This is a genomic window from Embleya scabrispora (assembly GCF_002024165.1).
Lineage (GTDB): Bacteria > Actinomycetota > Actinomycetes > Streptomycetales > Streptomycetaceae > Embleya > Embleya scabrispora_A.
The window spans coordinates 166974-179918 of the sequence record NZ_MWQN01000005.1 but is presented as its reverse complement, the minus strand read 5'-3'; the positions used below and the strand labels follow the sequence as shown (position 1 = coordinate 179918).

The 12945-nt window shown below is 71.1% G+C and carries 12 protein-coding genes; 3 read left to right on the top strand and 9 right to left on the bottom strand.

Going from position 1 to position 12945, the window contains the following annotated elements:
* The first annotated feature begins 74 nt into the window (after positions 1-74).
* Positions 75-317, top strand: coding sequence for a hypothetical protein (locus tag B4N89_RS45525; protein ID WP_143658385.1), 243 nt, complete (start codon positions 75-77; stop codon positions 315-317).
* Here the strand turns inward: B4N89_RS45525 and B4N89_RS45520 are convergent.
* The 3 genes from B4N89_RS45520 to B4N89_RS45510 form a co-directional block, all read right to left on the bottom strand.
* Entirely contained in the window at positions 314-1288 is a 975-nt protein-coding gene (locus B4N89_RS45520; protein ID WP_078982588.1) for a hypothetical protein, read from the bottom strand. The genes B4N89_RS45525 and B4N89_RS45520 overlap by 4 nt on opposite strands.
* Positions 1289-1572: 284 nt before the next feature.
* Positions 1573-2592: a hypothetical protein gene (locus B4N89_RS45515; RefSeq protein WP_078982587.1), complete on the bottom strand. Its 1020-nt coding sequence runs from the start codon at positions 2590-2592 to the stop codon at positions 1573-1575.
* Between the two features lie 278 nt (positions 2593-2870).
* On the bottom strand, positions 2871-4064 hold the full coding sequence (locus B4N89_RS45510) for a barstar family protein (protein ID WP_143658383.1): 1194 nt from the start codon (positions 4062-4064) through the stop codon (positions 2871-2873).
* A 230-nt stretch (positions 4065-4294) separates the two neighbouring features.
* On the opposite strand from B4N89_RS45510, the gene B4N89_RS50430 reads away from it, so the two are divergent.
* Both B4N89_RS50430 and B4N89_RS45500 read left to right on the top strand, forming a co-directional pair.
* The gene (locus B4N89_RS50430) at positions 4295-4453 is read left to right on the top strand and encodes a hypothetical protein (RefSeq protein WP_161501054.1); all 159 of its coding nucleotides are present in this window, start codon (positions 4295-4297) and stop codon (positions 4451-4453) included.
* A 176-nt stretch (positions 4454-4629) separates the two neighbouring features.
* Complete coding sequence (locus B4N89_RS45500; RefSeq protein WP_078982585.1) at positions 4630-5076, top strand: hypothetical protein; 447 nt, start codon at positions 4630-4632, stop codon at positions 5074-5076.
* 273 nt (positions 5077-5349) lie between these two features.
* On the opposite strand, the gene B4N89_RS45495 is transcribed toward B4N89_RS45500, so the two are convergent.
* From B4N89_RS45495 to B4N89_RS45470, 6 genes are all read right to left on the bottom strand, one after another.
* Positions 5350-6975 carry an ISL3 family transposase gene (locus tag B4N89_RS45495; protein ID WP_078982584.1) on the bottom strand — a complete coding sequence of 542 codons (1626 nt, stop codon included), beginning with the start codon at positions 6973-6975 and terminating at the stop codon, positions 5350-5352.
* A 244-nt stretch (positions 6976-7219) separates the two neighbouring features.
* The gene (locus B4N89_RS45490) at positions 7220-7549 is read right to left on the bottom strand and encodes a hypothetical protein (protein ID WP_078982583.1); all 330 of its coding nucleotides are present in this window, start codon (positions 7547-7549) and stop codon (positions 7220-7222) included.
* Between the two features lie 78 nt (positions 7550-7627).
* A complete protein-coding gene (locus B4N89_RS45485) occupies positions 7628-9229 on the bottom strand; it encodes an ISL3 family transposase (RefSeq protein ID WP_078982582.1) in 1602 nt (533 codons plus the stop codon).
* Positions 9230-9535: 306 nt separating this feature from the next.
* The gene (locus B4N89_RS45480) at positions 9536-10555 is read right to left on the bottom strand and encodes a HEAT repeat domain-containing protein (protein ID WP_143658382.1); all 1020 of its coding nucleotides are present in this window, start codon (positions 10553-10555) and stop codon (positions 9536-9538) included.
* A gap of 386 nt (positions 10556-10941) precedes the next feature.
* Positions 10942-11379 (bottom strand): hypothetical protein, encoded by a 438-nt coding sequence (locus B4N89_RS45475; RefSeq protein WP_143658380.1) that lies wholly within the window; start codon positions 11377-11379, stop codon positions 10942-10944.
* 542 nt (positions 11380-11921) lie between these two features.
* Positions 11922-12809, bottom strand: coding sequence for an aminoglycoside phosphotransferase family protein (locus tag B4N89_RS45470; RefSeq protein ID WP_078982730.1), 888 nt, complete (start codon positions 12807-12809; stop codon positions 11922-11924).
* Positions 12810-12945: the final 136 nt, after the last annotated feature.

Below are 12945 nucleotides of genomic sequence, written 5' to 3'. Positions count from 1 at the left end.
CTACCGGCCGTGGTCACACGACTGGCTGCGGCACGGTCAGCGTTAGGTGGCCATGGGCAGCGATTGTTGGCCACGTGGGCACCGTGCGAATGGTCACCGTGCCCGAGCTCGACCACGACGCCCGCGCATGGGCCGCCCGCCCCGGGCGGACCCGCATCGGCGTCACCGGCGACCCGGAAGCCGCCCGCCGCATCCACGCGATCCTGCGCGACCGGCGTCATCGCCGACGACGCCGAACCCGCCCCCTGACCCTCCCCGGCCAGGCCGGCACCGTCACCATGGCGATCCACTGCGACCGCGAAGGTGTGACCGGCTAGAGCAGCCGCTCCCCCCGGAGCCGCTGTTGCAGCGGGGACGTGCCCCGATCGAGGCACGCGCGACAGATCGTCAGACCGGGGCGGTCCTGACCGGCGATCACCGCCCCGCAGTACGCGGCACGGGCCCCCTCCCGGAGCCAATGCCCCACCCGGCCCCGCGGTCCCGACGTCGCGTACACCGGCGCGACCCGGCGGGCACGCGTTGTCGCCGCCGACCGGTCCCCCGACGACCCGCCGGCCCTCGGTGTCGCCATGGCCCGAGCCGCGGCCGCACGAATCGCCGCCGCCGTCGCGGCCCACTCCACCCGCAAGGCCGGCAGCAGCGCGACCAGGGCGAGCGCCGTCGTCCGGTCGATCCCCGGGTCGGCGAGGGCCCTCTCCACCAGGACCCGCGCCGGCAGCACCGCGAGGGACCGCTCCCACGCCACCACCTCCGCCCGGGTGTCGACGTAGCGCGCCGTCAACACCTCCGCGGGCGACAGCACGTCCAGGCCCTCGCCCTCCACCAGCCACGACACCCCGCGTTCGGCCACCATGCCGCCCACGAGCCCCCCGTCGTCCCGCGAATCGTGATCCGCCGGCAGCGCCGCGAGCAGGCGATCGACCAGGACCTCGCGCTCCCCGTCCACCCGATCGGGATACTCCCGCTCGGCGACGATGCGCTCGAGCAGCCACCGCGCCTCGTCCGGCCCCGCGCTCGCGACCCCGGACCAGAGCACGCCGTCCATGGCCGCCCGCACCGCGGCCACCACCCAGGCCCGCCGCCCGACGTCCCGGAACAGCGACACCGCACCGGCCGGATCCAAAGCACGACGCGCGGTCCACGCCCTTGCCGTGGCGACCGTCGGCCCGTCCCGCCACTCGATCCGCCACCCGGCATGGACGTGTACCGCGTCGACATCGACGCCGAAACGCCGGCCGAGATCGGCGGCCAGGGTCCGCACCTGCACGGCCCGATCGCGATTGCTCATGTCGTCGAGTCTCCCGCGACACGAAACCGGCGCGAGCGGTCTCGGCCGAGAATGCCGAGGTCGACGTCACGACGCAACGGCTCCGCACCACCACACGCGCACCGCCCCACCTGCGCCCCCGCCTCCGTGGGATGCGTTCGGGGAACTGGGCCTCCACGCAGTTGTGATCCGCGCTGTGGCTCGACGTGCGCCGCACCACCCGATCGGTCCGTCGGCGACGTGGTCACCGTCCGGCCCGGGCGGAGCGCAGGAGACACCGCGAGCCAGTGCCGCATCGGCGGGATTCAGGTGTCGACGAGGCGGTCGAGGGCGGTGATCTCGCGGGCGCGGTCGTCCTCGACGAGTTCGGCGCGCAGGTCGAAGTGCACGACGTACACCGACTCCGCGATCGGCGCCATCCCGGGCAGGTCCGGATCGGTCGTGGTCAGGCGCACGGTGCCGCCGTAGCGGGCCACGACGCCCAGGACGGCGTGGAGTTCGTCGAGGTCGCCGTCCTCGACACCGACACATCCGTCGGCGTGGGGGTGCGCGATCAGGCGCGCCCCGACCGCCCGTGCGTGGGGGCCGTGGACGTAGTCGGGGAGCGGGTCCAGGGTGTGGACGCGGCAGCGGGTGGTCAGGTCGGCGGTGAACGCGACCGCGTCGACGCGGGTGCGCGGCCCGCGCGCGACGGAGGCGACGGCCAGGTCGAACAGCCGGTCCCGGCAGTCGAAGGCCTGCTCCTGGTTCACCGGGTACAAAGGCCCAACCCTATGGGCGACCCAGTGCAGCCAGTACTGCGTCAGGACCAGTGCCTCCGGGGGTGTCATCGGCACGCGCGGCGTCAGCGTGTCCCGGTCAGGGACGGGCCGCAAGGGCGAGGAGAGGAAGTCGTCGCGGTGCGCGTGCAGGCAACTGGTCGGCGCGTGGGGTGGGAGCGGGAGGACGGCGGCGACGTCGGCGAGGTCGATCATCCGTGTGGTCGGGTTGGCGAACTCCCCACGCAGCCAGGCGACACCGGCGCCGTGTCCGGTCGCGGTGATCGCGGTGCGCCACCAGGCGGGGCGGTCGTGGCCGGGCGCGCGCCACAACACCTCCGCGCGGGCGGGTTCGTCGGGGGTCGCCGTTTCGAGGAGGGCGCGTGCCTGGTCGGCCGCGATCCGCGGGTCGTCGTCGGGTATCCACAGGCCCAACGCGGTCCACGCCCAGTCCGGGGTGTGGGCAACGCGGTTGAGACGGGCCAGGGTTCGGGGATACTCGATCGCGATCGCCCGCATCGCGGCCGGGTCCATGGTGGGTTCGACGGCGACGACGGCCTCGCTCATGGCGCACGCTCCACTCGGGCGGCACCGCGGCGCCGCCGATCGGGCGCCCGAGACTACCCCCGTGATCGCCGAATTGGGAGACGTTTCGTGGATCTTCGTCCGCCGCGGGTTCGACAACTCGGGCGGCCGGGGTGGATCGTCGCCAGAAGGCTCGGCCTGCGGCCGTGCGTCCGTCGGCGCCGGCTCGGAGAGTCCCCGACGCCGAACGGCGAAGGCCCGGACAGTCGACGACCTCCCGCCCCGACGCGACCAGGTGCCTTCCCGCTCCGTCGCCTCCCTCACTGGAGCACGACGGTGACGCCGCGCTCACGCAGGAGGTTCACGGTCCCCTCGAAGTACGACACGCCACCGAGGTGGTGCAGGATGTCTCCGGCGAGGGCGTGGCGGGCGATGTCGGCGTGGTGCCAGACGAGGGTGAACGGGGGGACGACGGAGGGCCCGCCGCCCAGGTAGTCCACCACCGCGTCCAGGCATGTCCCGTAGTTGGCGCCAGGGCCGAGCAGGGCTTCGCCGAGTGCCAGGAGCAGGCCGGCCCGGTCCGTGACGTGCTGTCCGTCCAGCTGGTAGGTCCCGCCGGAGAGGCCCTTTGGCCGGTACGGGCCGATGCTGGTGAGGCGCAGCCACTCGGACCGGCCCTTGGCGTCGAACTGTGCCCACTGGTTGGGCAGGGTGGGAACGCCGTCGGACCAGGTCTCCCACACTGGGCGGGCGGCCAGGGTGGGGCGGTCGTCACCGGGGTCGGTGATGGTGACGTCGATCAGGGTTCCTGCGAGGACGGATGGGCGTGCCTCGACGATGTGCGGGTCGAGGCGGTACCCGGTCATCGTCCGGCCATGGCGGTCGAGAGGCCGGAGCGTGATCGGGTCGCCCTTCTGCGGGAGGGGACGGTGCAGCAGGGCGAGAAGCGGTGCGGCGGGTTCGCAGCCGATCAGGTGCACGGGCTGGGTGGGTCGCTGCGGGCGCGGGGTGATCAGGCCGTCGATGGAACGGCAACTGTCCGATGGGCTGTCCCCCTGGATCGAGGGGAACCACAGGTCGAACCGCGGACTCGAAGGCAGCCGTTGGCTGCCCCAGTGGTCGTCCCGCCTGACGCCGGTGCCCACGACGATGTCCACGCGCCGGGGATCGCCCGGCGTGGGCCACTGGGCCAGGACAGTCGTGTCCTCCAGGTCCCAGAAGCGGGCCGGCCCGTCGTTGGAGGGATCCACAGGCTCGATCGAGAGCATTCCGTCCCCCAGCAGCCGCACCGGTTCGGTGCCGACCGCCACGGCCTGGACCAGCAGGCTCTCGCGCGGGCAGCCGCGCAGCGTCAGGACCTCTCGCGGCAGCGGAGGCGGATCCATGAACAGGCCCTCGACCTCTGCACACCGCCCCCACAGCACGTTCCCCTCCTCACCGTGGATGTCCTCCCGCACCAGGAGATACCGGACCGGGAAGTCCGGCTCCCACCCCGCATGTTCCTCGGACCGCACGCTTCTCCCCTGCTACCAGGCTGTCTTGGCGCGCCAACCCTACGGCTCGCCGACGCTGAAGCCCTCCGAATATCGGGTGCTCGGAATGACGCTCCCCACCAGTCGGCGCGGCCGGCCGGGACGCGAAGACCCGCGAGCGGTACGCCAACGACCTGGACGACGAGCGGTCCCTGGCCGCCGTCCACGACAGCGTCAACCAGAGCAAGGCCGACCGCGACCCCGCCGAATGGATGCCATCCGCCGCATCCGCCACCTGCCGCTACCTCACCGACTGGGTCGTCGTGAAAACCAGGTGGGGCCTGGACGTGGACACCGCCGAACGCGCCGCCCTCGACCGCATCCTCGCCCGCTGCGACGACACCGTCACCACCGTCACCCACGCCCGGTAGCACCCGCAATGGGCCAGCCGCGCGCGGGCGGGCCGGGCCCGCGGATCCCGCGGCAGCGACGTACCGACACGTCTTGGATGCCGCGTGCGGCCTCGCATGCGCGACCGGGGTCTGCTCGAGGTGTCGGGTCCGGAATCGGGTTGCGTCGGGTGCCGGGGGTGCGGTGGTATCCCGGGATGGGTATGGACGCGGAGGTCGTCGTGTTGGCGTTGCACGCGCACGAGGTGATGGAGCCGTTGACGCGCTTCGACGAGAGTCGTTCGTGGCGGGGGCGGTTCGAGCCGATCGAGGTGTTGGGCGGATACGGGTGGGCGGCGGAGTTCCCGCGACAAAGCGGCAGGACCGGGTTGTTGCGGCACCTGGAGTCCCTGGCGTGGCCGAACCCGGGCAGTGTGCAGGTGTTGATGCACGACGTCGACGACGAGTGCTTCGGCCTGTGGATGCTCCACTACGGAGTGCTGACCGAAGTCCCGCTCCCACGTACGCGCCGCTTCCACCTCCCGGCGCCGGCGACCACGGAGTCCCCGCCGCACCCGGGCTACATCCGGCGTACCGACGACGGGTCGCGTGCCCTGCCCGAACAGACCCCGCCGCACCTGCGCGACCCCAGACCCGCCTGGTGACCACACCGCCGGCCATCGGCGGACTCCCGATCGAATCCGGCGAGACGGCGGTACACGGGGCGGGAAGGAGGTCGCGGCACGCTGCGAGCGCCCGGCACAGCGCACCGACATCACCACCGCCCGGCCCGACCGCACCCAGGCCGAACTCGACGACGCACTGCCCCGCCTCGGCGCCGCCCACGAACCGCGACCGGCGTTCGTTCCCCGTGATGTCGTCGTGTGTGGGGCTGATGAGGCTCCCTGGAATTGGCTGTGACGCGTATTTCGGGACGATCACGGTGGCTGGGCGAGGACGAGGGTCCGCAGCAGTTCGAACGATGCTCGGCCGTATGACCGCCGTTTGAGGAACTTGATGCGATTGACCTGACCTTCGACCGCGCCCGAACTCCATTGCAACGTAGGGCCGTTGACGACAGCGTCCCAGTCCGTCTGGAGGGAGATCGCGAAGGACTGCAACGGCTGTGGTCCGTCGGCGAGAACGCGGGCCACCCAGTCGGGCAGGTCGCTTCCGCGTCGTTCGCGGGTGATCGCGGCGAAGTCGCCGGCCAGGGCGTGGGCGGTCGCCAGGTCGGGGCAGGCGGCCAGGACGCGGTCCAGATCGGAGCGTTCGTTGTCGCCGAGGTTTTCCGGACGGCGCATGATCCAGGAGGTGATCCGTCGTGGGCTGGGGATCACTCGACGTGCTTCGGGGACGGCGGTGCCCGAGCGCATGGTCGCGACATACTTGGTGACGACGACGCGGCTGCCGCGGTATCCCTGTTCGTGGATCTCCCGGAACAACCCGGCTGCGTTCGTCGCGCCCGCGTGGAAGCGGTGTTGGAGGTAGGCACGGAAGCGGTCGATCTCACCGGTCCGGCGCACGCGTGCGGAGGCGAGGAGTTCGTCGAGGTCGGTCGTCGCGAAGCGGCGCACGGTCTTGCGGTCCAGACCGAGGACGCGGCCGATCGCACTGATGGTGTATCCGCGTTCACGCAGGTCGTGGACGTCGGCGTGCCGCTGTCGAGTGCGGGCCAGGATCTGGTTGCCCGGTGGGTCCATCGGTGGCGGGGATTCGATCAGGGCACGCGCGTTCGCGAGATCGACGGCCTCGTCCCGAACCTCGGGGACCGTGTATTCGACGTCCTTGCGCAGGCAGGCCCGGTGGGCGTGGGCGGTGCGCTCGACCGCCGAGGTGAGGCTGTGAAGCAGGTGCCAGCGATCGGCCACGTGCTCTGCCTGGGGTGCCCCGCGTCGGCCGCCCTCGCCGAAGACTCGGCATCGGTCGCGACAGATGATCTCGACCTCGGGGTGCTCGGCGAGCCAGGCCGCGAACGTGTCCGCGGAGCGATCGGGCAACAGGTCGATCGGGCGATGCGTCTCGACGTCGATCAGGATCGTGCCGTAGGTACGACCTCTGCGGAACGCAAACTCGTCGACGCCGAGGACGCGAACGCTCGAGCTCGGCGGATCGGGCAGTTTCCTCAGCCGGCGCACGATCGAGTCGTGTCCGGCACGTACACCCAGGTGCGTGGCGAGTCGGGCACCGGCCCGGCCGCCGACGGCCACACCGATGGCCTGCACCATCCGGGCCAATGCGTCCGTCAACCGACCGTAGCGCGTCGTCAGACGTGCGATCTGTTCGACGAAAGTCCTTTTCCAGCACGAGACTTCGTCGCAACGGAACCGACGGACCCGCAGGAACACGACCACGCGACGACCGCCGAGCGGACGATCCGCGAGCCGTCGCGTGTAGACGTCGTGCACCCTCGTCGCCTCGCACCTGCAGGCAGGACAAAGCCCGGCCGAACCTCCTCCGTGCGCGTCGATCCGCAGCATCTCGCCGACGACCCGGGCCCCGTCCACGACCAGACCCTCGACCTCCGGCCACACCAACTCCCAGAACCCGCGCGCACCCACCATTTCGACGACGTTGGACTGTGAACGTCATGCGGACGGCCGGTTGTTCGAAAGTGATCGTCCCGAAATACGCGTCACAGCCAATTTCGGGAATCCTCATCAGGGCCGGTGGGGCTCACGCCAGGGTGACGCTCGTGCTGCCCTCGGCCCACCCTCGGCACCGTGGCTTTGTTCACGAAGTTACGGTTCTGTCTCAGGTTTTGTGGTTCGTGACTCTCGGTCAGCTTGATGGCAGCACGTTGCGCGGTCAGCAGTGGTCTTCAACGTAGAGCATGCGGCGACCCGGCTCGGCTCGGAACTCATGCGCTAGGTAGCGGCCCATTGGCCCCGTTCCGCCCGGGCCTTGGTACTCGTCTTTGATCCGACCCCAGAGCGCGGGGCGTTCGGCCTCTGGCACGATCCGGGGACTGATTCCACCCATATCCTCCCATATGACCGGAGTGACATGGTCCTTGACGAGCCGACGGACGACGCGCACGTCCAGGCGCTTGCGGTGGAGCGCCCAGCGGATCCCTTGCTCGTCGACGAGCGTGACCGGGCCGTTCAGACTGTCGGGGTTCACGGAGAATCGCTGCATGAGTCGAGTCTTCCAGCGATCCACGGGGTCCAGGAAGCGAGTTGTGAGCCCGACGTCGCTCCGGAACTCCGTTTGCGATCAGGCCAACAGGACCCGCTTTCTGAGCAGTGCGAATCCTGCGCGGCCGAACATCTGGCGTTTGAGCATCTTGATGCGGTTGACGTGTCCTTCCACGACGCCGGAGTTCCAGGGCAGGGTCCGGCCGGCGATGACGGCGTCGCGGTCGCGGTCGATGCCTGCGGCCAGGGTGTGGAGGGCGGGAAGGTCGTCGTGGCGGACTGCGTCGAGCCAGTCCGGGAGCTGGTGGCCTCGGCGTTCGGTGAGCATTCGCGCGAAGGATCGGACGTGGCCGGTGAGGGCGTTGATTTCCGGGCAGTTGGCCAGAACGGCTTTCAGTCGGAGGCGTGCGGCCTCGTCGAGAAAGTCGGGGTGGCGGAGGATCCATCCGGCAACCGTGCGAGGAGACGGTGGAGTCGGGGTCGGCGAATCGGGCGAGAGGCGCTTCGCGCGGAGGTACGCGCTGACTCGCTGGTAGCTGCCTCGGTAGCCGAGCGGCACGATTTCCTCCCAGAGCTTGCACGCGTTGGTGCATCCCTGGTTCCAGCGGTCGTCCAGGTAGGGCTTGTAGGCGTCGAGCACGGACGGACGGCCCTGCCACTGCCCCCGGAAGAGGTCTTCCGGAGCGGCCGCGTCCGCGAGGAGCTTCACGGTGCGACTGGTCATCCGCAATTGCCTCTCGATCGCGCGGCGGCTGTTGCCGGCGGCCAACAACGCGTGAACTCTGGCATGGTTGGCCCGAGTCCGGTCGGCGAACCGGTGGCCGGTGGGCCACGGCGAGCCCGACGGATCGACTTCGACCGACCCGGGTTCCCGACCGGTGCGGGGCACGTCCGGAACCAGGACACGAAGGCATCCGCGGTGGTCCGCGACGCTTCGTTCGGTGGCCTGGCCGAGGTTGTTCCACAAGTGCCATCGATCGGCCACCTGGACGGCCTGGGGTGCGCCGGCGGTGGCACCCTCGGCAAAGAACGGGGCGCGGTCTCGACATACGACCTCGATCCCCGGCCGCTCGATCAGCCAGGCGGCCAGGCTTGATGCCTCCCGATCGGGCAGCATGTCGATCGGCCGCCGCGTCTCGACGTCGACCAGCACGGTGCCGTAGAACCGGCCCTTGCGTGTCGCGTACTCGTCGACGCCGACCACTCGCGGGGCGGGAACGACCGGGTCAGGCAGGGCCTCGACCAACCGCAGGACCGTGCTGCGACTCACCGAAACCCCCAGGACACGAGCCAGGCGGGAGCCGGCCCGCCCGGCGAGCGCGAGGCCGACCTCGACCAACGTGTGACGCAGGCGCTCGGTCCGCTGGCCGTGGCGCCGGGTCAGCATCGGTACCTGCTCGACGAACGTCTTCCGAACACACGACTCGCCGCGACACACGAACCGGAGAACGCGGAGGCGCAGCACCAACCGCCGCCCTCCGCACGGCACATCGGCGGGAAACCGCAGGTAGGAACCGTGAACACGACTCGACCAGGTCCCGCATACAGGACAGGAGGCACCGGCCGCCGTGCACCGGGCCTCGACTCGCACCGCTTCGTCGTCCGCGTCGACCGACGACACCGCGACGTTCACGATCGACGGAAACAGCAGCTCCGCCGGTCGAAGCAAGATCTCATCCACGACACCAAACTGTCAGCCATACCAACCCGACCGGGGGCCAATTTCGGGCAACTTCCCCAAAGCCCAGACGGCCCACGGGCGTGACTCAGTGTGTGGCTCACAAAACCTGAGACAGAACCACTCATGAACATTCGCGACCGGGAGCACCCGCATCTGCTGCCCAAAGTCGTCGACAAACGCTGTCATTAGAAGTGAACGAAGCCAGTTCACGATGCGTACCCGCCCGGGCCGGACGGTCCGGGCCCCGAACGACCGCAGGGGTGCGGAAGAGCAAGCGGACGCATGTCCTCTGTCTCCCCGAGGGGTTCACAGGCGAGGAGTCGGTTCGAGCAGCCGCCGCAGGGTGTGGAGCAACGCATCGCCGTCGGGGCCCATCTCCACAAGCCACGGCACCGAGCCCAGTTCGTGGGCGAGTTCGGGGGTGACGCAGTCCTCGAGGGTGGCGCGCAGGGTGGCCGGGGCGGGGTCGTCGACCAGGCACAGCCACCCCAGGGCCGCGCCCACCCGCACCTCCGGCGGCTGTCGCGGGTCCGACCAGCGCGTCCGCATCCACGCGGGGACCGACTCGTCCGCATGCTCGCGGGCCAGTTGGGCGATCGCCAGGACCAGACACGCCCGCGCCCGCGTGCCGTCCTCCACACGCAGGCGCACGCGCAACGCCGCGGTGATCGCGCCGATTTCGCCGGAGGAGGCGGCGAGGACGTAGGCGGCCAGGCACCGCGCGTCGGCGTCCGGGTCGTCGAGCAACGCCGTCACGATCCCCGCGTCGGCGGTGATCGCACCGCGTACCGCCTCGATCGTCCAGTTCTGCAGATATCCGCAGGCGGCGAACGCCCACTCGTCGTCCGCGTATCCCACCCGGAGCAGGTCGCCCCGCCCGAATCCGTGGTCGTGCACCCGGCGGGCCAACCCACCGGCCAGCCACAACACCTCCGAGCGGTGATGCGTCGACGGGTCGGCGGCGATACGCAGCAGGAACGGCACCGCCAACGCCCTCGACGTGGACGGCTGCCCCGCATGACACACCCGACCCCACAACCTGCGGATCACCGAGAGCGCGGTCGGGGCATCCGCACGGCGAAGCCGTCCCACATCCTCGGCGACCTCCTCGCCGGGCCCGAACACGTGCGGAAACAGCGACCACGGCACCCCGGCGTAGGCGAAGCCGTCCCACACCCGCACCGGCGTCCCCGCCACCACCACCCGCACGTCCCGCACGGTCCTCTCCCACCCCGGCGACCAAGCCACCGCCTCCGGCCCACCGGCCCAGGCATCCCGCAACGAATCCGCCCACGCCCCGTGCAACGCCTCGACATCGCCGTTCATCCACACCCCTCCCCTTCCGCTCCCACACGACCCGCCAAATCCCGCCCCTCCCGCGCACACGCCAAACCGCCGCCAAGCCACACCACCCGGTCGGGCATGGCGGGTGCGGAGCACAACCGATCCCCTCAACACCTGGCATCGGAGCGACCCTTCGAGCGACACTCCACGCGAACCCCGTACCCGCCCGGGAACCGTGTCGAAGCCGGTCGCGACGCGGAGCGGGTCCGGCGGGCCGGCCGCCTGCCCATACTCCACCGGCGCCTCGACCGCGATCGACCGCAGTCGGCCGCGCTCGTCCGCAACCGTCCACGCGCCCCGGGCACGCGCTGTCGCCCCGAGCGGTTTCCGCCACGGGCTCGTGGCCGGCAGGTCCGGGATGCCCGCGTTCAGGCCGCAGTTCGTTGCGCGGCGCCGAGACGGCGGAGCGCGTCGTCGAGTCGGTCCTGGGTGTGGTCGAGCCAGGTGGTGGTGATGTCGGTGTCGGCGCCGGGGTGATCGGGGTCGCGGTACAGGCGGGGTGACTCGTCCAGGCGGGCGGGGCGGGCGCGGGCGACGGCGTGGGCGGCGCGCGCGGCGGCGGCGAGTTCCTCGCCCGCGGCGTCGAGGTGGACGCGGGTGGTGGCGTCGGTGACCTTGGCGAGGTGGGCGGGGTCGGTCACGGCCCGGGCGATCGCCTCGAGGGTTTTGCCGGCGAGTTTGCGGGGCGTCAACGCCGGGGGCAGGCCGGGGAGTCGATCCAGGTGTGCCAGGACGGTGCTCTCGAGCAGGGCCAGGGAGTACGTCAGCCGTCCGAGTTTCGACAGATACGCGTCATCGGGAAACATGCGGGTCATTGTGCGCCACCGGTCCGACGCGACCGACCGCGTTTCGTCCGTTCATGCGACGCCCGTCGGGCGCACGGGGGTTGTCGTCCGCGGCCTCGCCGTCGGCTCCGGCGCAGGGTGTCGCCAACAACCGGCCCGTATGCGGGGAACGTCGACGGGGCGTCGTCGACGGGGCGTCGTCGACGCGGAACGGCTCCCTGACATCCCGCAGCCGTGTCGCTCGTTTCCCGCGGAACAACGCCCGCAGTCAGCGCTACGTGCCCAACGAGTAACGCGGCTCGATTCGGGTCGTCCTCTCGCTTGCCCGCGGAAGCGATCCTTGCGGGCGGTGAGAACCGGAGAAAAGGCCGTCGACGGAAGCGCCGTTGCTGCGGATCCGCAGCTCACGCGGATGGACGGGTCCGGCAAGGGATCATCCGCCGCGTAGGGAGCGGGGATGGGTGAGGGCAGGCGATGGACTGCGGTCGCGCCGCGCGCGTGCTCGACCGTATCGGGGCCGCAGCCCGGCACGGCCGTGGTCCTGGGCCGTGTGGCGGGCGGGGTCAGCGGGCCTGGTGTGCCATGCGGGCGAGGACGAGCCGGCCGCGCTCGACGAGGTCCGGACGGTCCTTGGTGAGGCCGGAGCGCAGGTAGGAGACACTCAGCCGGGCGGTCAGGAGCAGCAGGACGCGCTCCTCGTCGTCGGACAGCAGGCGGCCGTAGCCGGTGAAGTGGGCGGTCTTCAGGTCGGGGCGGGTGCTCCACAGCGCGCCGTACAACCATACGAACTCGTCCGCGACGATGCCGTGGTCCGCCGTTTCGAAGTCGATCAGGCCGACGCTGTTTCGGGCGGCGTCGAAGAGCCAGTTGCGGGTGGCGTGGTCACCGTGCCGGTACACCACCGGCATCGTTTCGGCGAGCTGCGGAAGCTCGTCCCTCACACACCGCACCACGGCGCGCTGAGCGTCGTCGAGATGAGCGGCGGTGACTTCCAGGCAGGTGGCGGCCTCCTGCGCCTGCTCGGCGACGGCCGCGCGAATGGCCGCGCGGTCCCGGGCAGTGGGCGGGGGCGAGTGATCGTGCCAGCGGCGGAGCAGCCGCCCGGCCTGCTCGTGCACCCGGCGCTCGGCGGCCCGCGTCAGGGGCAGGTCGCGCACGACGCGTCCCGGCAGCGGGGAGCTCATCAGGGCCCGCAGGTGCGGGTCTGCGGCGATCAGGCGCGGCGCCGTGTCGGGGCACAGGGCGCGGGTCGCGTGCGCGTAGCCGCGCACCTCGCGTTCGTACTCTCGCGTGGTCGGGCTGATCTTCACGAACACGGCGTCCGCGCCTGCGGCCACCCGCCAGACCCTGGAGCTGTCCCGGGCCCAGGACACGTCCGTGACGGTGTCGGCGCCGGGCAGGTGGCTCGCGATCCATCGCCGCAGGTCGTCCGTAAGAGGGTGCTGGGTCATCGGGGTGTTCTCCGAATCGTGCGACGCCGTCACGAGCCCCGGGGGTGAGCGACACCGTGTCGTCAATGGTGCGAGGCCGTCGAAGCGTACTCATCGCCGGGAGCTCGGCCGAGCGGTCGGGCGGCTGCCGCGCGTC

What these genes read in the sequence shown, in the direction of transcription:
- B4N89_RS45520 (WP_078982588.1), bottom strand. Translation starts at nt 1,288, where the DNA reads ATGAGCAATCGCGATCGGGCCGTGCAGGTGCGGACCCTGGCCGCCGAT.
- B4N89_RS45515 (WP_078982587.1), bottom strand. Translation starts at nt 2,592, where the DNA reads ATGAGCGAGGCCGTCGTCGCCGTCGAACCCACCATGGACCCGGCCGCG.
- B4N89_RS50430 (WP_161501054.1), top strand. Translation starts at nt 4,295, where the DNA reads ATGCCATCCGCCGCATCCGCCACCTGCCGCTACCTCACCGACTGGGTC.
- B4N89_RS45500 (WP_078982585.1), top strand. Translation starts at nt 4,630, where the DNA reads ATGGGTATGGACGCGGAGGTCGTCGTGTTGGCGTTGCACGCGCACGAG.
- B4N89_RS45495 (WP_078982584.1), bottom strand. Translation starts at nt 6,975, where the DNA reads ATGGTGGGTGCGCGCGGGTTCTGGGAGTTGGTGTGGCCGGAGGTCGAG.
- B4N89_RS45490 (WP_078982583.1), bottom strand. Translation starts at nt 7,549, where the DNA reads ATGCAGCGATTCTCCGTGAACCCCGACAGTCTGAACGGCCCGGTCACG.
- B4N89_RS45480 (WP_143658382.1), bottom strand. Translation starts at nt 10,555, where the DNA reads ATGAACGGCGATGTCGAGGCGTTGCACGGGGCGTGGGCGGATTCGTTG.
- B4N89_RS45475 (WP_143658380.1), bottom strand. Translation starts at nt 11,379, where the DNA reads ATGTTTCCCGATGACGCGTATCTGTCGAAACTCGGACGGCTGACGTAC.
- B4N89_RS45470 (WP_078982730.1), bottom strand. Translation starts at nt 12,809, where the DNA reads ATGACCCAGCACCCTCTTACGGACGACCTGCGGCGATGGATCGCGAGC.